The organism is Geodermatophilus sp. CPCC 206100 (assembly GCF_048569675.1).
Classification (GTDB): domain Bacteria; phylum Actinomycetota; class Actinomycetes; order Mycobacteriales; family Geodermatophilaceae; genus Geodermatophilus.
Map to the genome: position 1 here is coordinate 1 of NZ_JAQISV010000047.1, position 22,652 is coordinate 22,652.

Below are 22,652 nucleotides of genomic sequence, written 5' to 3' on the forward strand. Positions count from 1 at the left end.
CGGAGCGGGCGGCCGACGGGCGCCGACCGGCGCCGGCCCCGGCGCCGGGCGGGCCGCGGCGGGCCGTGGCGGCGTTCCGGTCCCCCCGGCGCGCACCGCGGGGACCGACCGCAGGCGGGGTCGCCACGGGACCTCCACCGCGTCGTCGAAGTCCAACACCGCCTGACTCACACCCGCCACGACAACCCCTCCTCCGGATCCGCCGGTATCGAACGCCTGTTCGATTCGAACGTCTGTGCGGATGTCTACCGCACCGCGCCGACAGAAGCGACACGACACCGCGCCCACTTCGAACACACGTTTGAAATGCGGCTGCGGGGGCGCTACCGTCCCGACAGGCACCGACCGCCGTCCGCCGGGACACCCCCGCCGCGGCAGGGGGACGGGCCTGCGATGCGGCCGGGCGCACGCCCGGGCCCGCAGAGGACGGACGAGCTGCGGCAGCGCAGCCGGCGAGGAGGAGACGTGGCGAGCACGAGCGGGACGTCGGGCGGCGCCCGGGGCGGGAACGCGTCGCGCCGCGGCACCGGGGACCACGCCGGCAGCACACCCCCGTCGACCGGCGGGTCGGTGCGCACCTTCCCCGACCGCGGTGAGGCCGGCGACGGGCTGACGCAGCGGCAGCGGCGGGTGCTCGAGGTGATCCGCGACTCGATCGAACGACGTGGCTACCCGCCCTCGGTCCGCGAGATCGGGGAGGCCGTCGGGCTGTCCTCCGCCTCCTCCGTGGCGCACCAGCTGACGGTCCTCCAGAAGAAGGGCTGGCTGCGCCGGGACCCCAACCGGCCCCGCGCGCTCGACGTCCGGCTCCCCGGCGACACGCAGGGCGAGACCGCGCAGCCGGCGCCCGCGACCGGCGACGAGGTGCCCGCCCCCACCTACGTGCCACTGGTCGGCCGGATCGCCGCCGGTGGTCCGGTGCTGGCCGAGCAGGCCGTCGAGGACGTCTTCCCGCTCCCTCGGGAGCTCGTCGGCGAGGGCACGCTGTTCATGCTCAAGGTCGCCGGTGACTCGATGGTCGAGGCCGCGATCTGCGACGGCGACTGGGTGGTCGTGCGGCAGCAGCCGACCGCCGAGAACGGCGAGATCGTCGCCGCGATGCTCGACGGCGAGGCGACGGTGAAGACCTACAAGCGGCGCGACGGGCACGTCTGGCTGCTGCCGCACAACCCGGCGTACGAGCCCATCCCCGGTGACGAGGCGACGATCCTGGGCCGGGTCGTGACGGTGCTGCGCCGGGTCTGACCCCCGGACCGCGCACCGGCGCGGGTCCCGTAGCCCCCCGAGGGCGCCGCGGGCCCCGCGCTCAGTCCCGTCGCCGCAGCCGGCCGCCGATCCAGACGACGGCGGCGGCGATGAGGGCGGCGACCACTCCCGCGGCGATCGGGGAGACGCCCGTGCCGCCGCCGGGGAACGGATCGGCCGCGGCGCCCGCCTCGGACGCGGCAGCAGGCTCCGGCGGAGCGGTGAGCGGCACGACGGTGACGTCGCTGGGCACGCCCTCCCCGGCCACCACCAGTCCCGTGGCGTCGGCCGTGAAACTGATCGCCTCCCCCTGGGGCGCCTCCGGGAGGGCGATCCGGGTGGGCTCGGCCGCCAGCGCACCGGCGACGTCCGATCCCGACAGGGGCCAGACGTAGGCGTCGGTGTAGGTCCGCAGCGCGAGGTACCGGCCGTCGGCCGAGACCGCTCCCCCCGTGACCATCAGCTGGCCCGCGCGACCGACCGGACCCCCGGGGGTACCGGTGAGGGTGAACTCCACGCCGGCGACCTCGGTGAGTCCGACGGTCCCCGAGCCCACGAGGGCGGACACCGGCCGGTACACCTTGCTGGCGCCGAGGACCTCCTTGGACACCAGGTAGGGGGTGCCGTCGGGGGCGAGCAGCAGGGCCTCGACGTCGCGGGGCCGGTCGGGGTAGGCGAGCCGGTAGACCTCCGAGCTGCCGTCCGGACGCAGCGCCAGGAGCGCGACGGTCTCCCGCGCGGCGTTGTTGTCGCCGGTGTCGGCGAGCCAGACCGTCCCGTCGGCGCCGACCGCGAGGTCCTCGGGGTCGAAGGGGTCGAGCGGCGCGGACTGCACGGTCAGCACCTGGCACTCGCCGTCGAGCTCGTAGACGTCGACCTGGTCCCCGCCGTCGTTCATCGCGAGCATGCGATCGCCCACGACGACCAGGCCGGAGACCTCCGGCAGCCGCGGGTCGGCGATCTGACAGCGGGTCACCGGTCCGGCGGCCGTCTGGGCGGAGGCGGGCACCCCGGAGCCGAGGACGACCAGCCCCGCGAGCGCGATCGCCGCGGCCGGGCGGCGCCCCTGGACGCCGCTACGCCGACGGCCGGCCAGCTCGCGCACGGACCCAGCGTGACAGCACGACCGCGTCCAGTGCGTGAACCACGCCCAACAGGAGGATGCCGACGGAGGCGCCGACGACCGCGTCGGTGACCCAGTGGAAGTCGAGGGACACCATCGCGACGCCCGTGGCGACGGGCCCGGCGACGCTGAGCAGCCGGAAGCCGCGCTGCACGCGGGGCGGGAGGCGGAACTCGACCGCCTGCCAGCGGGCAACGCCCCACATCAGGACGGCGTTGGCCACGTGCCCCGAGGGATAGGACGCGCCGTCCCGGTAGAAGAAGGACCCCGGGTAGGCCGGCGCCGTCCGACCCGTTCCGTACTTGAAGCCGTAGACGACGGCGGTGAGCAGCGCGAGCGCCACCAGCACCCGCAGCAGCGGCACCACGGTGCGCCGCCGCCAGACCAGGTGCGCGACCAGCACCGCGAGCACGATGAGGATGAAGCCGCGGCCACCGAGCTGGGTGACCGCCCAGACCGGCCAGTAGGCGGCCGAGTCCTTGAGGTCCCAGGCGCTGACCACCTCGGAGACCCGCAGGTCCATCCGCTCCAGCGTGCCCCGGCTGAGCAGGTCCACCGTGATCCCGGCGGTGACCACCAGGGCCACGACCAGCAGCCACCACGGCGGCCGGCCGGTGGAGACGACCCGTTCGTGGCGCACGGGCACGGCGGCGTCCCCCGGCGGGACCTGCCCGCCGGGACGCCGCCGCACCGCGCCGCTGGTCACGGCCTCACGGTACCGGCCCGTCCCGGCGGCCAGCCCCGATCGGTCCGGCCGCCCGGGTGCCAGGGATCAGGCGACCGGCGCGCTGAACTGCTCCAACGCGGCGGCCAGCCCGCCGTCGACACGCGCGCTCAGCCGCGTACCGCCGGCCTCGTGCGTCTCGCTGAGCACCTCGCCGTCGCGGTGCACCCGGGCGACGAGGTCGCCACGGTCGTAGGGCACGAGGACGTCGACGTCCACGTCCGGGTGCGGCAGCCGGGCGGCGACGATCTCCTGCAGCTGCTCGATCCCTGCCCCCGTGCGCGCCGACACCCACACCGCCCCCGGCAGGGCCTGCCGCAGCGTGAGCACGTCGTCCTCGGTCATCGCGTCGACCTTGTTGACGACGATGAGCTCCGGCACCGCGGAGGCGTCGATCTCCTGCAGGACGACGTGGACGGCGTCGATCTGCCCGAGCGGGTCGGGGTCGGAACCGTCGACGACGTGGATCAGCAGGTCGGCCGCCGCCACCTCCTCGAGGGTCGACCGGAAGGCGTCGACCAGCTGGTGCGGCAGGTGGCGCACGAACCCGACGGTGTCGGTGAGCGTGTACTCCCGGCCGTCGGGGGACTGCGCCCGGCGCACCGTCGGGTCCAGCGTCGCGAACAGCGCGTTCTCCACGAGCACGCCCGCGCCGGTCAGGCGGTTGAGCAGGCTCGACTTGCCGGCGTTGGTGTACCCGGCGATCGCCACACTGGGAACGGCGTTGCGCCCGCGGCTGGCCCGCTGGGTCGCCCGCGCGGTCGCCATGCCCGCGATCTCCCGGCGCAGCTTGCTGACCCGTGCGCGGATCCGCCGCCGGTCGGTCTCGATCTTCGTCTCACCCGGACCGCGGGTGCCGATGCCGCCACCCCCGGCGACGCGGCCACCGGCCTGGCGGGACAGCGACTCACCCCAGCCCCGCAGCCGCGGCAGCATGTACTGCATCTGGGCGAGCTCGACCTGCGCCTTGCCCTCCCGGCTGGAGGCGTGCTGGGCGAAGATGTCGAGGATCAGCGCGGTCCGGTCGACCACCTTGACCTTGAGGATCTTCTCCAGCTGGTTGAGCTGGCCGGGTGTGAGCTCGCCGTCGCAGATCACCGTGTCGGCGCCGGTGGCGGCGACGATGTCGCGGATCTCGGCGGCCTTGCCCGACCCCACGTACGTGCCGGCGTCGGGCTTGTCCCGCCGCTGGCTCACCGCCTCCAGCACCTCCGAGCCGGCGGTCTCGGCCAGCGCGGCCAGCTCCGCCAGCGAGCGGTCGGCGTCGGCCTGCGTCCCCTCGGTCCAGACCCCGACCAGCACCACACGCTCGAGGCGCAGCCGGCGGTACTCGACCTCGGTGACGTCCGCGAGCTCGGTGGACAGTCCGGCCACGCGGCGCAGCGCACCGCGCGCCTCGAGCTCGTAGGAGCCGGTCGTGTCGTCGGGCTCGTCCCACTGTCCGGCCGGGGCGGGGCGGGCCGTCTCGGCGGCCCGGTCGTCGGCGTCGTCGAGCGCGGCGCGGTCCTGTGCTGTCGTCATCGTCTCCAGCGTGGCACGCCCCTTCAGGAGAGGCATCTGAGTTGTCATCGCCCGGTACAACACCGGGACGGCCCGGGACCATCCCGGGTCAGGCGTGCGGCGGCCGCGGCCGGGTACGGCGGGACGACGACCCGACCACGAGGAGGCCAGTCATGAGCGGAAGCGGCAGCAGCAGCCTGGGCGCGGACGACGAGCTCGAGGACCCGGCGCGCGACCCGAAGGGCCTCAACCCGCCGCGCAACCCGCTGTCCGGCGGCCTGGGCACCATGACCGGCGGGCCCGACCAGGACAGCGGGCGGGGCGACCCCGAAGGCAGCCCCGGCACGGTCGGTGAGTCGATGATGCCCGAGTCCCCGCAGGAGTCGGAGAACACCCGCGATTGAAAGAGGACCCCCTGCCGCCACCGCTCGCACGCTCGCGGCGGGACCCTGCAGGGGGCCGAGGACCCAGGCGGGACCCGGCAGGGGCTCTAGTCGTCACCGGTCCCGGAGCCACTCCGGGGTGAGCTCGCCGGTGGCCACCACGACGGCGGGGCCGCTGAGCACCGTCGTCCGCTCGTCCACCCGCACGGTGAGCCGGCCACCGGGGACGTCGACCGTGACCGTCCCGGTGGCCGCGCCGGCGTCCTCCAGGGCCACCCAGGCCGCCGCGCACGCCCCGGTGCCGCACGAGCGGGTCTCCCCCACGCCGCGCTCGGACACCCGCAGCCGGATGTGCGCGCCGGGCTCCAGGACGTTGACGAACTCGACGTTGACGCCGTCCGGGAAGAGATCGGCGTCGACGCCGGGCGCGGTGCTGAGGTCGAGGGTGCCGACGTCGACCGCGGTCAGGCAGGCCAGGTGCGGATTGCCCATCGACACCGCCCGTCCGGGGAACGCCGTTCCGCCGAGAGACGCCTCCCCCTGGCCGAAGGGCCGGGCCGGGCCCATGTCGACCCAGTAGCCGCCGTCGGCCGCCGCGCCGACCCGCCGCGGTCCCCCGCGGGTGCCGATCCACACGCCGTCGGTGCAGGCCGCCCGGTCGAGCAGTCCCTCGGTGACGAGCACGTGCAGGAACAGCCGGATGCCGTTGCCGCACATCTCCGCGTGCGAGCCGTCGGCGTTGCGGTGGTCCATGAACCACTCGCACCGGACCAGGCCCTCGCCGAGGACCGCGGCGGCGTCGGGGACGTGCACGCTGCGGACGACGCGCAGCACGCCGTCGCCGCCCAGCCCGGCGCGACGCTCGCACAGCCGGCGGACCATCGCGGCGTCCAGCCGGTCCTCCGGCCAGGCCGTGCCCTCGGGGTCGGGCAGGACGACGAAGTCGTTCTCCGTGCCGTGGCCGACGAGCACCCGGTCTGCGTTCACCGCCCGATCGTACGAGCGGCGACGAGCGACTCCGCCGCGTCGGCCAGATCGGGGCGGGCGGCGTCCAGCCACGCGGTCGTGGCGTCCCGGCGGAACCAGGAGCGCTGGCGGCGCACGAAGCGGCGGGTGGCCGTCACGGTGCGCTCGCGGGCCTCGTCGGCGGTCAGCTCGCCGTCGAACTGCGCCAGCACCTGCGCGTAGCCCAGCGCCCGGGACGCCGTGGGGCCCTCCCGCAGCCCCTCGGCGGCCAGCGCCGCCACCTCCGCGACGAGGCCCGCGGCCCACATGCGGTCCACCCGCAGCGCCACCCGCTCGTCGAGCTCGGCGGGCTCCCGGTCCAGCCCGATCACGAGCGCCGGGTAGTGCGGCCGCGGCTCGGGCAGCCGGGCGCGGAAGGGGCCGCCGGTGAGCTCGACGACCTCCAGGGCGCGCACGATCCGCCGTCCGTTGCTCCGCAGGACCGCGGCGGCCGCTCCCGGGTCGACCGCCGCCAGCCGGGCGTGCAGAGCGGGGGCGCCCACCTCGGTGAGCTCGGCCTCCAGCCGCGCCCGCACCGCGGGGTCGGTGCCCGGGAAGTCCAGCTCGTCCAGGACGGCGCGCACGTACAGCCCCGATCCGCCGACCAGCACCGGCAGCACGCCTGCTGTCCGCAGCCGGTCGATCTCGGCGCGCGCGAGCCGCCGGTACTCGGCCACCGAGGCCGGCTCGCGCACGTGCCACAGGTCGAGCAGGTGGTGTGGCACGCCGGCGCGCTCCTCGGCGGAGGGCTTGGCGGTGCCGATGTCCATGCCGCGGTAGAGCTGCATGGAGTCCGCGTTGACCACCTCGCCACCCAGGCGCCGGGCCAGCGCGACGCCCAGCGCCGTCTTCCCGGTGGCCGTGGGTCCGACCAGGGCGACGACCGGGGGCAGCCCGGTCACGCGACCAGCCAGTCGGCCACCAGGTAGCCCACCCCGAACGGCGCCTCGGAGGCGTGCAGCCGGGCTCCCACCTCGCGGCCGGCGAGCGCCGCGCCGACCGCGCGCCACGTCGGGACCCCCGCGGCGAGCAGCCGCTCCCCCTCCACGGGGTCGAGCGCGGCCAGGGCCGCGGCGTCGCCGGCGGCCAGCGCGGCGGCGACCGCGGCGTCGAACGGTCCGGCGGCCTCGTCCAGGTAGCCGGGCGCCTTGAGCGTGCGCCGCGCCGATCCATCGCCCATGGCCAGGACGCCGACCGGGCCGGGCAGGACGGCGAGGGCCCCGGCGAGCTCGTCGGGGCCCACCCCCAGCCGTGTCCCGGCGTACCCGGCCTCGTCGAGCAGCCACGCCCCCACCGTGAGGGCGAGCGGGGTGTGCCGGCCGCCGGGGTGGACCGGCCCGTCGAAGGGCACGGTCAGGTCCACCCCGAAGCCGCGCAGGTCCCCGGCGTCACCGGCGCCGTACCGCCCCGAGCCACCGCCACCCACGACGAGGACGACCTCCGGCCCGGGTGCGAGCAGCGCCTCGACCGCCTCGGCGCAGGCCGCGCGCAGTCCCGCGGTCTCCGCAGCGGCGCGCCCGGCCACCGCCGGCAGCAGCAGCGGCGGCCCCGGGCAGAAGGAGACGGACACGGGGGAACCGGCCTCCGTGGGGCGGCGGCCGGGCGGGACGGGGCTCACGGCACGAGTGTCCCGGATGCGACGTGGGACACTCCCGGACGTGTCGAGCACGGAGAACGCCGGAACCCCCTCGCAGCAGCTGCCCACCCCGGAGACGGCCGGATCCGAGGCGGTCACCCCGGAGGCCGGGACGGCGGCAGCGCCCACCCCCGCGGACGCCGCACTCGCCGACCCGACGGCCGAGCTGAGGAGCCTCCCGGCCGCGGAGGCCGCAGGGCAGGACGCCGCACCGGAGCCGGCAGCCGCACCCGAGGCGGACGTCGCACCCGAGGCGGACGTCGCACCGGAGCCGGCCGCCGCACCGCCGGCCGCCACACCGGAACCGACCGCCGCCGCCGCCGAGGGCACCGTCCCGCCGGAGGCCACCACGCCGGAGGTCGTCGCCCCGGTGCCCGCCGCGCCGGCCGAGCACGCGGCACCGGCGTCCGACCCCACCCACTGGGGCCGGGTGGACGACGAGGGCACCGTCTACGTCCGGACCGCCGAGGGCGAGCGGGTCGTGGGCTCCTGGCAGGCCGGGGACCCCGCCGCCGGGCTGGCCCACTACGCCCGCCGCTACGACGACCTCGCCACCGAGGTGTCCCTGCTCGAGGCGCGGCTCCGGGCGCACACCGGCAACCCCAGCGAGATCAAGGCCAAGGCGCAGACGCTCGCCGACTCCATCCCGGCGGCCACCGCGGTCGGGGACCTCGAGGGGCTGGCCGCCCGCGCGCGGGCGATGGTCGAGACGGCCGACTCCGCAGCCGCCGAGTCGCGGGCCGAGAAGGCCGCGGCGCGCGCGGCCCAGGTCGCCCGCAAGGAGACGCTGGCCGCCGAGGCCGAGCAGATCGCCGCGGAGTCCACCTCGTGGAAGGCCGCCGGCGACCGGCTCAAGGCCATCGTCGAGGAGTGGAAGACCATCCGCGGCATCGACCGCAAGACCGACGAGGCGCTGTGGACCCGGTTCGCCGCCGCCCGCGACGCCTTCGGCCGCCGCCGCGGCGCCCACTTCGCCGCCCTCGACGCGCAGCGAGGCGAGGCCCGGGCGGCCAAGCAGGAGCTCATCCAGGAGGCCGAGCGCCTGTCGGCGTCCACCGACTGGGGCCCGACCAGCGCCGCGATGCGCTCGCTCATGGACCGCTGGAAGGCCGTGCCCCGCACCGGCCGCGACGGCGACGACGACCTGTGGAAGCAGTTCCGCGCCGCGCAGGACGTCTTCTTCTCCGCCCGCGCCGAGTCGGACAAGCAGCGCAACAGCGAGCAGACGGCCAACCAGCAGGCGAAGGAGGAGATCCTCGCCGAGGCCGAGAAGCTCGACCCCTCGACCGACCTTCGCGGGGCGCAGAACGCGCTGCGCAAGCTGCAGGAGCGCTACGACGCGATCGGCCACGTGCCCCGCGGCGTCATGCGCCAGCTCGAGGACCGCATGCAGGCCGTCGAGCAGCGCGTCCGGGGCGCCGCGGACACCACCCGGGCCCGCGTGGCCCCGGAGAACCCGATGGTGACCTCGATGCGGCAGGCGGTCGCCAAGGCCGAGGACCAGCTGGCCAAGGCCGAGGCGGCCGGGGACGCGCGGCGGATCGAGGAGGCCCGCGCCAACGTCACCACCCGCCGCGAGTGGCTGGCCGAGGCCGAGAAGGCCGCCTCGCGCCGCTGAGGACACCGGTGACCACCTACGTGCTCGTGCACGGCGCCTGGGGCGGCGCGCACGGCTTCCGCCACGTGCGCCGGCTGCTGTCCGCGGCCGGACACGAGGCGTTCACGCCGGCGCTGACCGGCATCGGCGAGCGGTCGCACCTGGCCAGTCCCCAAGTCGACCTCACCACGCACGTCACCGACGTGGTGCACCAGGTGCTCTACGAGGACCTGGACGGGGTGGTGCTGGTCGGCTTCTCCTACGGCGGCATGGTGGTCACCGGCGCGCTGGACGCGATCGGCGAGCGGGTGCGGTCACTGGTCTACCTCGACGCCTTCGTGCCGGGGGACGGCGACTCGCTCTACGGGCTGCTCGGCGTCCCGGTGCCCCCGCGCACGCTGGGCACCCCCTGGCTGGTCGAGGGCCCTGAACGCCCCTACGAGGACCCGGCCGAGGCCGCGTTCTCCCGGCCGCGCCGCACCCCGCACCCGGTGGGCTGCTTCACCGAGCCGGTGCGGCTGTCCCGGCCGCTGGAGGAGTGGCCGTTCGGCCGCACCTACGTGCGGGCCACCGCGACGGAGCCCGGGGTGCCGGACAACCCGGCGTTCGAGGCCGCGGCCGCCCGCGCCCGGTCGTCCGACGCGTGGTCCTACCGAGAGGTCGCGACGACCCACCTCGTGCCGCAGAACCGGCCCCGGGAACTGGCCGACCTCCTGCTGCAGCTCGACTAGGCGGGGACGCCCACCCGCGGCATGCCGAGCAGGACGCCCGGCGTCGTGGGTCGGGTGCCGGCCTCGGCGGCGTCCCCGGCCCGGGTGCGGCGATGCGAGAGCAGCGGGCCGTCGGCGACCAGGTGGTGCGGCGCGGCCTGGGTGACCACCGTCTCCACCACGTCACCGGGCCGGACGCCGTCCGCCGCCGCGAAGTGCACCAGCCGCCCGTCGCGGGCGCGACCGGACAGCCGCCCGGTGCGGGCGTCCTTGCTGCCCTCCCCGGCCGCGACCAGCAGCTCCACGGTCCGGCCGACCTGCGCCCGGTTCTCCGCCCAGCTGATCTCCTCCTGCAGCGCGATCAGCCGCTCGTACCGCTCCTGGACGACGGCCTTGGGCAGCTGCCCGTCCATCTCGGCGGCCGGGGTCCCGGGGCGCTTGGAGTACTGGAAGGTGAAGGCGCTGGAGAAGCGGGCCTGCCGGACGACGTCGAGGGTCTGCGCGAAGTCCTCCTCGGTCTCGCCGGGGAAGCCCACGATGATGTCGGTGGTGATCGCCGCGTCGGGCATCGCCGCCCGCACGCGGTCGAGGATCCCGAGGTAGCGCTCCTGCCGGTAGGCGCGGCGCATCCGGCGCAGGACGTCGTCCGACCCCGACTGCAGCGGCATGTGCAGCTGGTGGCAGACCGCGGGCGTCTCGGCCATCGCGGCGATGACGTCGTCGGTGAACTCGCGCGGGTGCGGGCTGGTGAACCGGATGCGCTCCAGGCCCTCGATCCGACCGGCGGCACGCAGCAGGTCGGCGAAGGCGCCGCGGTCGCCGAACTCCGCGCCGTAGCTGTTGACGTTCTGCCCGAGCAGGGTGACCTCGAGGACGCCCTGGTCGACCAGTGCCTGGACCTCGGCCAGGATCTCGCCCGGCCGGCGGTCCTTCTCCCTGCCGCGCAGCGACGGGACGATGCAGAACGTGCAGGTGTTGTTGCACCCGACGCTGATGGAGACCCAGCCGGAGTAGGCGGAGTCCCGCTTCGCCGGCAGGGTGGAGGGGAAGACCTCGAGGGCCTCCTTGATCTCCACCTGCGCCTCGGCGTTGTGCCGGGCCCGTTCCAGCAGGGCGGGGAGCGAGCCGACGTTGTGGGTGCCGAACACGACGTCCACCCAGGGCGCGCGGCGGACGATCTCGCCGCGGTCCTTCTGCGCCAGGCAGCCGCCGACGGCGATCTGCATGCCGGGGTGGGCGTCCTTCACCGGCCGCAGGTGCCCCAGGTTGCCGTAGAGGCGGTTGTCGGCGTTCTCCCGCACCGCGCAGGTGTTGAGGACGACCACGTCGGCGTCGTCCCCCTCGGCGGCGGGCGCGTAGCCCGCGGCCTCCAGGAGCCCGGACAGCCGCTCGGAGTCGTGCACGTTCATCTGGCAGCCGTAGGTGCGCACCCGGTAGGTGCGTGTGGCTGCGCCCAGCTCGGTTCCCATGACGGACCGAGGGTACGGCGCGCCCGGACGGGGGCCGCCGTCCCACTCGTCCGGCCTGATCCCGGCACCCGCCGGTGTCCACCGGGAGGATGACGCACGGCCCCTGCCTGCGGCTTCGTTACGCCTTCGTGATCGCGTGGTTCGCCCGGCGTCGTCCACCGGCCCTAGGGTCGCTCGGGTGACCAGCCTTGCGAAGGGAGAACCTCTCGTCCGCCTGTCGGGCGTCAACAAGTGGTTCGGCGAACTCCACGTGCTGCAGGACATCGACCTGTCGATCGACCGCGGCGAGGTCGTCGTGGTGATCGGCCCCTCGGGCTCGGGCAAGTCGACGCTGTGCCGGACGATCAACCGGCTGGAGAGCGTGCAGCAGGGCGAGATCACCATCGACGGCCAGCGGCTCCCCGAGGAGGGCCGGGCGCTGGCCCGGCTGCGCAGCGACGTCGGCATGGTGTTCCAGAGCTTCAACCTCTTCGCCCACAAGACGATCCTGCAGAACGTCACGCTCGGCCCGACCAAGGTGCGCGGGAAGTCGAAGGCCGACGCCGAGCGGCGGGCGCGGGAACTGCTCGAGCGGGTCGGCGTCAGCGCGCAGGCCGACAAGTACCCCGCGCAGCTCTCCGGCGGCCAGCAGCAGCGCGTCGCGATCGCCCGAGCCCTGGCGATGGACCCCAAGGTCATGCTCTTCGACGAGCCGACGTCCGCCCTCGACCCCGAGATGATCAACGAGGTCCTCGACGTCATGACGTCGCTGGCGCGCGACGGCATGACGATGATCGTCGTCACCCACGAGATGGGCTTCGCCCGCCGGGCCGCCAACCGGGTCGTGTTCATGGACGGCGGCCGCATCGTCGAGTCCGCCGACCCCGAGACCTTCTTCACCAACCCCCAGTCGGACCGGGCCAGGGACTTCCTCTCGAAGATCCTCGAACACTGAGCCCGGCGGAAAGGAACGCACACATGCGCATCACCCGCTACGCCGCCGCCATCGGGGCCGCCGGCCTCGTGCTCGCCGGCTGTTCCAGCGAGGCCGGCCAGCAGGCCGAGGACGCCGCCGAGAACACCGCCGAGGTCGCCGAGGACGTCGAGTTCGACGCGGGCACCACGATGGCGGAACTGGCCGAGGCCGGCCAGATCACGGTCGGGACCAAGTTCGACCAGCCCGGGTTCGGGCTGCTCAACCCGCAGACCCAGGACCCCGAGGGCTTCGACGTCGAGATCGCCAAGATCGTCGCCGGTGAGCTGGGGATCGCGGCCGAGGACATCACCTGGACCGAGACGGTCTCGGCCAACCGCGAGCCGTTCATCCAGAACGGCCAGGTGGACATCGTGGTCGCCACGTACACGATCAACGACACCCGCAAGCAGGTCGTCGACTTCGCCGGGCCGTACTACGTCGCCGGCCAGGACATCATGGTCGCGGCGGGCAACCCGGAGGGCATCCAGGGCCCGGACGACCTCGCCGGGAAGACGGTGTGCTCGGTCGAGGGCTCGACCCCCGCGCAGAACATCCGGGACAACTACGCGCAGGCCAACCTGGTCACCTACGACGTCTACTCCAAGTGCGCCGACGACCTGGCCAACGGCAACGTCCAGGCGGTGACGACGGACAACGTCATCCTCACCGGGCTGGTCGCGGGCAACCCCGAGGGCTTCGAGCTGGTCGGCAACCCGTTCACCGAGGAGCCGTACGGCATCGGCCTGTCCCTCGGTGACACCGAGTTCCGCACCTTCATCAACGACGTCCTCGAGGACGCCTACGAGGACGGCCGCTGGGCCGAGGCCTGGGACCGCACCGCCGGTGCGATCACCGGCGAGGAGGCCCCCGAGCCGCCCGCGGTCGACCGCTACTGAGTTCCCGCGACGCCGCCGGGCGGGCTCCCCCGCCCGGCGGCGTCGGCTCGTCCCTCACGTGGAGAGGCCGCGGTGCAGTTCCTGAGCGACAACTTCGACCTGTTGTGGAGCGCGTTCCTGACGACGCTCTCGCTCGCGGTCGCCAGCGGCGTGTGCGCGCTCGTGCTCGGCACCGTGCTCGTCGGCATGCGGGTGAGCCCCGTCGCCCCGCTGCGCGGGCTGGCGACCTTCTACGTCGAGGTGTTCCGGAACACGCCGCTGACGGTGGTGTTCTTCTTCCTCTTCTTCGGGCTGGTCTACGTCGACCTGCAGTTCCCGAGCCGGTTCATCACGGCCGTGGCCGCCCTGTCGCTCTACACGGCCGCCTTCGTGTGCGAGGCGCTGCGCTCGGGCATCAACGCCGTCCCGCCGGGCCAGGCGGAGGCGGCCCGCGCGCTCGGCCTGGACTTCGGCCAGACGCTGCGCACCATCGTCCTGCCGCAGGCCTTCCGCACCGTCGTGCCGCCGCTGGGCAACGTGTGGATCGCCCTGGCGAAGAACACCTCGATCGCCGCCGGCTTCGCGGTCACCGACCTCACCGCCGCCCTGCAGCGCCTGGCGAACCTCAACGCCGACCAGCTGCTGGCCGTCTTCGCCGCCGTGGTGATCGGCTACCTGGTCATCACGCTGCCCTCGGCCTGGCTCATCCGGATCATCGAGACCAGGGTGGCGATCGTCCGATGAGCACCAACGTCCTGTTCGACCTGCCCGGGCCGCGGGCGCGCCGCCGGCAGCGGATCGGCACCATCGTCGGCATCGTGGTGGTCCTGGGCCTCCTGGGCCTGGCCCTGTGGCGGCTGGGCACGAACGGCCAGCTCGAGCCCGCTCGGTGGGCGATCCTGTTCGACCCGGCGTCCGGCGTGCCGCAGGCGCTGTGGGACGGGCTGGTCAACACCCTGGCGGTGGCCGCCGTCGGGATGGTCCTGGCCACCGTCCTGGGTGCGCTGCTCGCCGTCGGCCGGCTGTCCGACCACGCCTGGGTGCGGGCACCCGTGGGCCTGGTCATCGAGTTCTTCCGCGCCGTCCCCCTGCTGATCCTGATCCTCTTCTGCCTGCTGTTCCTGCCGACGGTGGGCGTCCCGATGACCGCGTTCCGGGCGCTGGTGCTCGGGCTGACGCTCTACAACATGGCGGTGCTGGCGGAGATCTTCCGCGCCGGGATCCTGTCGGTGGACCGGGGCCAGCGCGAGGCGGCGTCCGCCCTGGGCATGCGCAAGACCCAGGTGATGACGCTGGTCCTCCTGCCGCAGGCGGTGCGCCGGATGCTGCCGGTCCTCGTCGCGCAGCTGGTGGTCCTGCTCAAGGACTCGTCGCTGGGCTTCATCGTCGGCTACGTCGAGCTGCTGCGGACCGCCCGCAGCCTGGTGGAGTTCTTCAACTTCCAGTTCGGCAGCCTGTACACGTTCCAGCTCTACGTCGCCGCCGGGCTCATCTACATCGTCGTGAACGTCCTGCTCTCCACCCTGGCGCGCTACGTGGAGCGCCGGACGCGGCGCAGCGCCAAGACGGCCGCCACCGAGGAGGCCGAGCTGCCCGCCGACGTGCAGATGGGCGGCGGGGGCGGCGCCGTCCCGGTGTGACCGGGACGGCGGTGGGCGCGTGGGACCGCTGGTGCGCCCCCCGGTCCCGTTCGGCGTCCGGGGTGCCGAGAACTCCGGTGTGGACACCGCTCTCCGCCCCGCCGTGCCGCCGCTGCCTGCCCTGGTGCGCCACCCCGAGAACCGCACGGACGCCGCTCAGGAGTTCGTGACGCGGATGCGGGCGGCCGCTCCCGACTTCGCCGCCGCCGCGGATGCCGAGACGGCCGTGGTGCGCGAGGTGGTCCCCCCGGCCCGCCACCGCCGGTCGCGCTGCCGGGTCGTGCTCCGGTTCGCCGGGGGTACGGAGGACGACGTCACCTTCCTCGGCCCGGTCAGCCGTACGTCGTCCTCGGCCGAGCGAGCCTTCGACCTGCAGATCCAGACGTGGCTGGCGAACGGGCGCGGGTCCGAGGGGGACTGGCTGGTCCCCGACGACGAGGCCCCCGGCGGCGTCGCCGTCGACGTGTCGGCCTGGTCGTCGGTGGCCCGCACCGCCGGCTGACCGCGGCGGAACCCGGGCCTGGCCCGCCCGCCGTTCCCCCGCGGGCCCCGATGGGCCACCATGGAGGGCAGCGCGTCCACCCATGGAGCTCGTCAGCGTTCCGGGAGCCCGGCATGACCGCACTGGCACCGCAGCCGATCGTCAGTCGTCCCAGTGACCTGCCGACACCCCGTCGCGGGTCCCGGCTCACGAACTTCCTGCGGACGACCGACCACAAGACCATCGGCTTGATGTACCTGGTCACGTCGTTCGTCTGGTTCATCCTCGGCGGCTTCATGGCCATGCTCATGCGCGGCGAGCTGGCCCGGCCGGGGCTGCAGTTCCTCTCCCCCGAGCAGTACAACCAGTTGTTCACCATGCACGGCACGGTGATGCTGCTGTTCTTCGCGACGCCGCTGTTCTTCGCGTTCGGCAACCTGATCATGCCGCTGCAGATCGGTGCCCCGGACGTCGCCTTCCCGCGGTTGAACGCCTTCTCCTACTGGCTGTTCCTGTTCGGCAGCACCACCGCGGTGGCCGGGTTCATCACCCCCGGCGGTGCGGCGGACTTCGGGTGGTACGCCTACACGCCGCTCTCGGACGTCGTCCACTCTCCCGGCGCCGGCGCCAACCTGTGGATCGCCGGCCTGGCCGTCAGCGGTCTGGGCACCATCCTCGGCGCGGTCAACTTCATGACGACGATCGTCTGCCTGCGGGCGCCCGGCATGACGATGTTCCGGATGCCGATCTTCACCTGGAACACGCTGGTCACCAGCCTGCTGGTGCTCTTCGCCTTCCCGATCCTCACCGCGGCGCTGTTCGGGCTGCTGGCCGACCGGCAGCTCGGTGCGCTCGTGTACTCGGAGGAGAACGGGGGGTCGATGCTGTGGCAGCACCTGTTCTGGTTCTTCGGGCACCCCGAGGTCTACATCATCGCGCTGCCTTTCTTCGGCATCGTCACCGAGATCATCCCGGTGTTCAGCCGCAAGCCGCTGTTCGGCTACAAGGGCATGATCGGTGCGACGCTCGCCATCGGGTTCCTGTCCCTGGCGGTCTGGGCGCACCACATGTACGCCACCGGCGCGGTGCTGCTGCCGTTCTTCGCGTTCCTGACCTACCTCATCGCGGTGCCGACCGGGCTGAAGTTCTTCAACTGGATCGGCACCATGTGGCGGGGCCAGCTGACCTTCGAGACGCCGATGCTGTGGTCGATCGGCTTCCTGGTGACCTTCCTCCTCGGTGGGCTGACCGGCGTCCTGCTGGCCAGCCCGCCGCTGGACTGGCACGTCAACGACAGCTACTTCGTCGTCGCCCACTTCCACTACGTGGTCTTCGGCACCGTCGTCTTCGCGGCCAACGCCGGCATCGCGTTCTGGTTCCCGAAGATGTGCGGCCGGATGATGGACGAGCGGCTGGGCAAGCTCCAGTTCTGGATGACCTTCATCGGCTTCCACGGCACGTTCCTGATCCAGCACTGGCTGGGCAACGAGGGCATGCCGCGCCGCTACGTGAACTACCTCCCCACCGACGGCTTCACCACGCTGAACACCATCTCGACGATCTTCTCGTTCGTGCTCGGCGCCTCGGTCATCCCGTTCCTGTTCAACGTGATCCGGTCGTGGCGGCACGGCCCGCTGGCGGTGCGGGACGACCCCTGGGGCCACGGGAACTCGCTGGAGTGGGCGACGTCGTCCCCGCCGCCGCGGCACAACTTCGTCGAGATCCCGAAGATCCGCTCCGAGCGGCCGGCGTTCGAGGCGCACTACCCGCACCTGCGCGAGCGCCTGCACGCCGAGGCCCACGCCGGGAAGCGCCACGAGCCCTACGGCGGGGTCAGCGAGGTCGGGCTGACCGAGGGCCCTCGGCAGGGACCGAACGACCCCGACCCGACCTGAGGTCGGCCCTCACCCGACGCGGGCCCGAGGCGGTGCCCGGGCGAGCGACTCCTCCCCTGCCCGCCGGCCCTCGAGCCGGCGGGCCGTCAGGGCAGCCAGGCGTCGAGCCCCTGCTGGTCATGACCCGCAGGGGCCTCGTCCTCGTCGGACCACTCCTGGTCGAGGGCCTCCCGGACCACCCAGCCGGCCAGCCCGGAGCCGTAGCCCTTGCGGGCCAGCATGCCCACCAAACGGCGCTCGGCGGTGGCGCGGTCGAGGCGGCGCATGCCGGGCAGTCGCCGTTCCACCAACCGGCGGGCCGCGGCCCACTCGTCCTCGTCGTCGACCAGGGCGACCGCCTCCTCGGCGACCTCGCCGTCGACGCCCTTGGCCCGCAGCTCGGCCTTCAGGGCGCGCCGGGCCAGCCCGCGGCCGGCCTGCCGCGACGTCACCCAGGCGCGGGCAAAGGCCGCATCGTCGATGAGACCGACCTCGCCGAACCGGTCGAGGACCCGTTCGGCGGCGTCCTCCGGGACGTCCCGCTTGGCGAGCAGATCGGCCAGCTGCTGGCGGGTCTTGGGCGCGCCCGTGAGCGCCCGCAGGCAGATGGATCGGGCGACCTGCTCGGGATCGCCCGGATCGTCGCCGTCGGAGGTGCTCCCGGGGGCGACGTCCGGACCGTCCGGGTCAGGGGACGGACCGGAGCGCCGCCCGCGCCGGCCACCGGGGCCGGAGCGGTCCCGGGCCTGGGGCCAACCGCTCACCGGGTCAGAAGTCGACCGGGTCGGCCGGTGCAGGCGCGTCGAGCTGCGGGCCGATGCCCAGCTTCTCCTTGACCTTCTTCTCGATCTCGTCGGCGAGGTCGGGGTTGTCCCGCAGGAAGGTGCGGACGTTCTCCTTGCCCTGGCCGAGCTGGTCGCCCTCGTACGTGTACCAGGCACCGGACTTGCGGATGAAGCCCTGCTCGACGCCGGCGTCGATCAGGCCGCCCTCGCGGCTGAACCCGGTGCCCCAGAGGAGGTCGAGTTCGGCCTGCTTGAACGGCGCAGCCACCTTGTTCTTGACGACCTTGACCCGCACCCGGCTGCCGACGGCCTCGGTGCCCTGCTTGAGCGTCTCGATGCGGCGCACGTCGAGCCGCACCGACGAGTAGAACTTCAGCGCGCGGCCACCGGTGGTGACCTCCGGCGAGCCGTAGACGACGCCGACCTTCTCGCGCAGCTGGTTGATGAAGATCGCGGTGGTGCCGGAGTTGTTCAGCGCACCGGTGATCTTCCGCAGCGCCTGGCTCATGAGCCGGGCCTGCAGACCGACGTGGCTGTCACCCATCTCGCCCTCGATCTCCGCTCGCGGCACGAGCGCCGCGACGGAGTCGATGACGATGACGTCGAGGGCGCCGGAGCGGATCAGCATGTCGGCGATCTCGAGCGCCTGCTCACCGGTGTCGGGCTGGCTGACCAGCAGGGCGTCGGTGTCGACGCCGATGGCCCGGGCGTACTCGGGGTCGAGCGCGTGCTCGGCGTCGATGAACGCCGCGATGCCACCGCCCGCCTGCGCGTTGGCCACCGCGTGCAGGGCGACCGTCGTCTTGCCGGAGGCCTCGGGGCCGTACACCTCGATGACGCGGCCCCGCGGGAGGCCGCCGATGCCGAGGGCGATGTCGAGGGCGATCGAGCCGGTCGGGATGACCTTCATCGCCACTTCGGGGCTGTCGCCCAGCCGCATGACCGAGCCCTTGCCGAACTGCTTGTCGATCTGGGCGAGGGCCATGTCGAGGGCCTTGTCGCGGTCGAGCGTTGCCATGGTGTTCACCTTCGGATCACGGGAAGCGGGTCGGTGTCGACGCTAGGGCGGGGGTCTGACACTTCCGGGGGAACCGGTGGACCTGTGGAGGAACGCCCGGCCTGTGGAGTACGCCCGCCAATCTAGCCCGAACGTGTGTTCGACTCCAGTCGTGACACGCCCAGGCGGTGCGCAGGCCCCACCCGTCCCAGCTGCCCCGGTCACTCGACCAGCTCGGTGCCCGGCAGGGGGCCGAGGAAGGTGAAGCAGTCGAGGTACGCGTCCACGTCGCCGACGACCGTCCACGAGCGCAACTGCCCGGCCGAGCGGCGGCTCAGTGTGGCGCGGGCCAGGTCGAAGTCCGTGGCGCGCAAACACGGGACCCGCCGTGTCAGGGTCCCCGTGCACCCAGGTGTCCCCCACCAGCGCGACGGGCGCGAGACCCGCAGCGGACGCGCGGGCGTCCACGCGCCCGGCGAACCGCTCGCGGATGACGACCATGCCCGGGACGTCCCGGCCGCGCCGGGCGTCCACCTGGGCCTGGGTCCAGGCCGCGTTGTGGTCGTCGGGCTCGTCCCCGGCCATCACGTCGGCGTCGAGCCCGACGACGTGCGACAGCAGGTCCCGCACGGTCCAGTCGGGGCAGACCGGGACCCACCGCTCGACCTGTTCGGACGTGAGGCCCCGGACCAGTTCGGGCACTCGGGCCTGCGCCCGCGCCCACTCCTCGCCCTGGTCCACCGAGCCCAGGTCCACCGCGCCGAGAGCCACACCCGGTCTCCTCCCCACCGGCACTCCTGGGAGCCCCGGCCCGGCTCAGCGCTCCTTGCGCGGGACCTCGTACTCCTCGCAGATCGCCAGCCACACCCGTCGCACGGGCAGCCCCGCCTCGATGGCCTCGACGGCGGTGCGCCCGCCCAGCGTGGCGAAGACGTGGTCGCGGGCGACACTCTCCGCCCGCATGCTGCCGAACTGGGCGGACAACCGGGACCAGAACTCCTGCAGGCGCACGTCCTCGACGGTAACGCGCCCGACGTCGGCCCCGGGCGAGGCGTCCGCTCCTACGCTGTCGGGGTGTTCCCCACCACCGGGTCGGCGACGTGGGACCTCGTCCTGGAGATCGGCATCGCCCTGTGCCTGCTGGTCTCCCTGGTCCTCCTGTACCGCAACTACCGGGGCCGCTGAGCCGCCGGTGTGGCGGCCCGCAGCAGCACCACGACCAGCGGCACCACCAGCGCGGCGGAGACGGCCGCCACCAGGCCGTAGCCCCCGACGGCGAGCAGCGGACCCCCGGCCACCCCGGCCACGGCGGCCCCCAGCCCCATCAGGAGGTCGGTACCGCCCTGCGCGGTGGGCCGCTGGTCCGCTCCCACCGACTCGGTCACCAGCGTGGAGCCGGCGATGAGCCCGCACGACCAGCCGAGGCCCAGCAGCAGCAGCCCCACGCCCAGCTGGACCGCGGCACCCGCCGGAGCGGTCCCCGCCAGACCGGCCGCGGCCAGCAGCAGCGCAGCGGCCACGACGACGGTCGCCCGGCGGCCGGCGCGGTCGGCGAGCAGGCCGACCAGCGGCGAGAAGAGGTACATGCCGGCGACGTGCACGCTGATGACCAGCCCGATGACCCGCAGCGTGGTGCCCTCGGCTCCGCCGGCGTGGCCCATGTGCACCGGCGTCATCACCATGACGCCGACCATCACGGCGTGGGAGACGACCACGGCGGTGAGGCCGAGCCGGCCGCGTGGGTCGGCCCACACCGCGCGCACCGCCGCGGCGGTCGCCCGCCGGGGACGGACCGCCGCACCCGCACCCGCGCCACGCAGCCGGCGGGCGAGCAGCAGGGGGTCCGGCCGGAGCAGGGTCAGGAACCCGAGCGCCACGACGGCGAAGACGGCGAAGGAGATGGTGAAGGCGCCGCCGAGCGGAGGCAGGCCCAGCGCCCGGCCGAGGACCTCGCCCGGCCCGGCCAGGTTGGGCCCGAGCACCGACCCGACCGTGGTCGCCCAGACCACGAGCGAGAGCGCCCTCCCCCGGTGCTCCGGCTCGGCCAGGTCGGCGGCGGCATACCGGGCCTGCAGGCCGCAGGCCGTCGAGGCGCCGAAAGCGAACAGGCCGACCAGGAGCAGCGGCAGCGAGGACACCGCCGCCGCGAGGACCGTGAGCACGGCACCGAGGAGGGCGATGGCGTACCCGGCCGCCAGCCCCGCCCGCCGGCCGGCGCGGTCGCTGAGGCCGGCCAGCGGCACGGCGATCACCGCCGCACCGAGCACCCCGGCGGTCTGCCCGAGGCCGGCCGCGGTGTCGGTGCCGGCGACGTCCCGGGCGAGGAGGCCCCCGACGGTGATGCCGACCGTGACGCCGAGCCCGCCGAGCGCGACCCCGCCGCTGAGCACACCGAGCGTCCGGCGCTGGACCCGCGCGGGGTCCAGCGCGGTCGCCGCCTCCGTCGTCACCGGGCGGCCGTGCCTACAGGCCCATGGAGCGGCCGACGATCTCCCGCATGATCTCGTTCGTCCCCCCGTAGATGGGCTGGATGCGGGCGTCGCGCCAGGCCTTGGAGACGAAGTACTCGTCCATGTAGCCATACCCGCCGTGCAGCTGCAAGCAGCGGTCGGCCACCTTGTTCTGCAGCTCGGTCGTCCAGTACTTGGCCATCGCCGCGTCGACCGGCGTGAGGTCACCGCTGTTGAGCTGGCGCATGCACTCGTCGATGAAGGTGCGGGCGACGGTGAGCTCGGTCTGCAACTCCGCCAGGACGAAGCGGGTGTTCTGGAAGCTGCTCACCGGCTTGCCGAACGCCGTCCGGCCGGTCACGTAGTCGACGGTGTGCCGCAGCACCGCCTCGGCCGAGGCCACCGCGCCGACGGCGATGGACAGCCGCTCCTGCGGGAGGTTCTCCATGAGGTGGGCGAAGCCCCGGTTCTCCGTGCCCAGGAGGTTCCCGGCCGGGACCCGGACGTCGTCGAAGAAGAGCTCGGCGGTGTCCTGCGCCTTGAGCCCGACCTTCTCGAGGTTGCGGCCGCGCGTGAAGCCGGGCATGTCCCGCTCCACGACCAGGAGGCTCAGGCCCCTCGACCCGGGGGCGTCGGGATCGGTGCGGGCCACCACGATGACCAGGTCGGCGTTGATGCCGTTGGTGATGAAGGTCTTGGAGCCGTTCAGCACCCAGGCGTCGCCGTCGCGCCGGGCCGTCGTCCGGATGCCCTGCAGGTCGCTGCCGGCCGCGGGCTCGGTCATCGCGATGGCGGTGATCACCTCGCCGCTGCAGAAGCCGGGCAGCCACCGCTGCTTCTGCTCGTCGCTCCCCAGGTCGCGCAGGTAGGGCCCGACGACGTCGTTGTGCAGGGCGAACCCGACGCCGGTGGCGCCGATCCGCATCAGCTCCTCGTCGACGACCGCCATGTAGCGGAAGTCGCGGACGCCGCCGCCGCCGTGCTCCTCCTCGATGTCGATGCCGAGCAGCCCCTGCGCCCCCGCGGAGGTCCACACGTCGCGGGGCACGATGCCGTCCTTCTCCCACTGGGCGTGGAACGGGACGATGGTCTTCTCCGCCCAGGCCCGGACCATCTCCCGGAAGTCCTCGTGCTCGGCCTCGTACAGGGAACGGCGCATGGCCGTCAGTGTGCCGGACGGGACCGCCTCTCCCGGTGGTCGCT

The 22,652-nt window shown here is 73.9% G+C and carries 23 protein-coding genes and 1 pseudogene; 10 read left to right on the forward strand and 14 right to left on the reverse strand.

Translation table 11 applies throughout. The features are described from left to right. Positions 1–465: 465 nt before the first annotated feature. Positions 466–1,245 carry a transcriptional repressor LexA gene (gene lexA / locus PGN05_RS20160; protein ID WP_419754355.1) on the forward strand — a complete coding sequence of 260 codons (780 nt, stop codon included), beginning with the start codon at positions 466–468 and terminating at the stop codon, positions 1,243–1,245. Between the two features lie 61 nt (positions 1,246–1,306). Here lexA and PGN05_RS20165 read toward each other — a convergent pair whose 3' ends face one another. The 3 genes from PGN05_RS20165 to hflX form a co-directional block, all read right to left on the reverse strand. Continuing rightward, complete coding sequence (locus PGN05_RS20165; RefSeq protein ID WP_419754356.1) at positions 1,307–2,350, reverse strand: hypothetical protein; 1,044 nt, start codon at positions 2,348–2,350, stop codon at positions 1,307–1,309. Continuing rightward, positions 2,322–3,074 carry a phosphatase PAP2 family protein gene (locus PGN05_RS20170; RefSeq protein WP_419754357.1) on the reverse strand — a complete coding sequence of 251 codons (753 nt, stop codon included), beginning with the start codon at positions 3,072–3,074 and terminating at the stop codon, positions 2,322–2,324. Before PGN05_RS20170 ends, PGN05_RS20165 begins: the two co-directional genes overlap by 29 nt. Positions 3,075–3,140: 66 nt before the next feature. Further along, entirely contained in the window at positions 3,141–4,613 is a 1,473-nt protein-coding gene (hflX, locus tag PGN05_RS20175) for a GTPase HflX (protein ID WP_419754358.1), read from the reverse strand. A 152-nt stretch (positions 4,614–4,765) separates the two neighbouring features. Here hflX and PGN05_RS20180 point away from each other — a divergent pair, with 152 nt between their 5' ends. Beyond that, on the forward strand, positions 4,766–4,996 hold the full coding sequence (locus tag PGN05_RS20180) for a hypothetical protein (protein ID WP_419754359.1): 231 nt from the start codon (positions 4,766–4,768) through the stop codon (positions 4,994–4,996). A gap of 93 nt (positions 4,997–5,089) precedes the next feature. Here the strand turns inward: PGN05_RS20180 and dapF are convergent, their stop codons facing one another. The 3 genes from dapF to PGN05_RS20195 are packed head-to-tail and all read right to left on the reverse strand — an operon-like array spanning position 5,090 to position 7,598. After that, entirely contained in the window at positions 5,090–5,962 is an 873-nt protein-coding gene (gene dapF, locus PGN05_RS20185; RefSeq protein WP_419754360.1) for a diaminopimelate epimerase, read from the reverse strand. Further along, positions 5,959–6,882 carry a tRNA (adenosine(37)-N6)-dimethylallyltransferase MiaA gene (gene miaA, locus PGN05_RS20190; RefSeq protein WP_419754361.1) on the reverse strand — a complete coding sequence of 308 codons (924 nt, stop codon included), beginning with the start codon at positions 6,880–6,882 and terminating at the stop codon, positions 5,959–5,961. The genes dapF and miaA overlap by 4 nt, the downstream gene beginning before the upstream one ends. Continuing rightward, positions 6,879–7,598, reverse strand: a complete 720-nt coding sequence (locus tag PGN05_RS20195; protein WP_419754362.1) for a hypothetical protein — start codon at positions 7,596–7,598, stop codon at positions 6,879–6,881. The genes miaA and PGN05_RS20195 overlap by 4 nt, the downstream gene beginning before the upstream one ends. Before the next feature lie 40 nt (positions 7,599–7,638). On the opposite strand from PGN05_RS20195, the gene PGN05_RS20200 reads away from it, so the two are divergent. Further along, positions 7,639–9,234: a DUF349 domain-containing protein gene (locus tag PGN05_RS20200; protein WP_419754363.1), complete on the forward strand. Its 1,596-nt coding sequence runs from the start codon at positions 7,639–7,641 to the stop codon at positions 9,232–9,234. A gap of 8 nt (positions 9,235–9,242) precedes the next feature. Further along, positions 9,243–9,944 carry an alpha/beta fold hydrolase gene (locus tag PGN05_RS20205; protein WP_419754364.1) on the forward strand — a complete coding sequence of 234 codons (702 nt, stop codon included), beginning with the start codon at positions 9,243–9,245 and terminating at the stop codon, positions 9,942–9,944. Here PGN05_RS20205 and miaB read toward each other — a convergent pair. Continuing rightward, entirely contained in the window at positions 9,941–11,392 is a 1,452-nt protein-coding gene (gene miaB / locus PGN05_RS20210; RefSeq protein ID WP_419754365.1) for a tRNA (N6-isopentenyl adenosine(37)-C2)-methylthiotransferase MiaB, read from the reverse strand. The genes PGN05_RS20205 and miaB overlap by 4 nt on opposite strands. A gap of 178 nt (positions 11,393–11,570) precedes the next feature. Between miaB and PGN05_RS20215 the strand changes: the two genes are divergently transcribed. The 6 genes from PGN05_RS20215 (at position 11,571) to ctaD (ending at position 17,238) form a co-directional block, all read left to right on the forward strand. Next, entirely contained in the window at positions 11,571–12,326 is a 756-nt protein-coding gene (locus tag PGN05_RS20215) for an amino acid ABC transporter ATP-binding protein (protein WP_419754366.1), read from the forward strand. Positions 12,327–12,349: 23 nt separating this feature from the next. After that, the gene (locus PGN05_RS20220) at positions 12,350–13,243 is read left to right on the forward strand and encodes a glutamate ABC transporter substrate-binding protein (protein ID WP_419754367.1); all 894 of its coding nucleotides are present in this window, start codon (positions 12,350–12,352) and stop codon (positions 13,241–13,243) included. A gap of 72 nt (positions 13,244–13,315) precedes the next feature. Further along, positions 13,316–13,966, forward strand: a complete 651-nt coding sequence (locus PGN05_RS20225; RefSeq protein WP_419754368.1) for an amino acid ABC transporter permease — start codon at positions 13,316–13,318, stop codon at positions 13,964–13,966. Beyond that, positions 13,963–14,862 carry an amino acid ABC transporter permease gene (locus PGN05_RS20230; protein WP_419754369.1) on the forward strand — a complete coding sequence of 300 codons (900 nt, stop codon included), beginning with the start codon at positions 13,963–13,965 and terminating at the stop codon, positions 14,860–14,862. Before PGN05_RS20225 ends, PGN05_RS20230 begins: the two co-directional genes overlap by 4 nt. A gap of 31 nt (positions 14,863–14,893) precedes the next feature. After that, on the forward strand, positions 14,894–15,364 hold the full coding sequence (locus tag PGN05_RS20235) for a hypothetical protein (protein ID WP_419754370.1): 471 nt from the start codon (positions 14,894–14,896) through the stop codon (positions 15,362–15,364). A gap of 113 nt (positions 15,365–15,477) precedes the next feature. Next, complete coding sequence (gene ctaD, locus PGN05_RS20240; protein WP_419754371.1) at positions 15,478–17,238, forward strand: cytochrome c oxidase subunit I; 1,761 nt, start codon at positions 15,478–15,480, stop codon at positions 17,236–17,238. Positions 17,239–17,324: 86 nt separating this feature from the next. Here ctaD and PGN05_RS20245 read toward each other — a convergent pair whose 3' ends face one another. From PGN05_RS20245 to PGN05_RS20275, 7 genes and pseudogenes are all read right to left on the reverse strand, one after another. Further along, entirely contained in the window at positions 17,325–17,981 is a 657-nt protein-coding gene (locus PGN05_RS20245) for a regulatory protein RecX (protein WP_419754372.1), read from the reverse strand. Between the two features lie 4 nt (positions 17,982–17,985). After that, a complete protein-coding gene (gene recA, locus PGN05_RS20250; protein ID WP_419754373.1) occupies positions 17,986–19,020 on the reverse strand; it encodes a recombinase RecA in 1,035 nt (344 codons plus the stop codon). Between the two features lie 200 nt (positions 19,021–19,220). After that, positions 19,221–19,373: a hypothetical protein gene (locus tag PGN05_RS20255; RefSeq protein WP_419754401.1), complete on the reverse strand. Its 153-nt coding sequence runs from the start codon at positions 19,371–19,373 to the stop codon at positions 19,221–19,223. Positions 19,374–19,428: 55 nt separating this feature from the next. After that, a pseudogene (locus tag PGN05_RS20260) lies at positions 19,429–19,794 on the reverse strand (maleylpyruvate isomerase N-terminal domain-containing protein); the annotation flags it as partial. Positions 19,795–19,815: 21 nt separating this feature from the next. Then, positions 19,816–20,010 (reverse strand): DUF3046 domain-containing protein, encoded by a 195-nt coding sequence (locus PGN05_RS20265; protein ID WP_419754374.1) that lies wholly within the window; start codon positions 20,008–20,010, stop codon positions 19,816–19,818. Positions 20,011–20,168: 158 nt separating this feature from the next. Then, a complete protein-coding gene (locus tag PGN05_RS20270; protein ID WP_419754375.1) occupies positions 20,169–21,449 on the reverse strand; it encodes an MFS transporter in 1,281 nt (426 codons plus the stop codon). Positions 21,450–21,462: 13 nt separating this feature from the next. Then, complete coding sequence (locus PGN05_RS20275; protein ID WP_419754376.1) at positions 21,463–22,608, reverse strand: acyl-CoA dehydrogenase family protein; 1,146 nt, start codon at positions 22,606–22,608, stop codon at positions 21,463–21,465. Between the last annotated feature and the right edge of the window lie 44 nt (positions 22,609–22,652).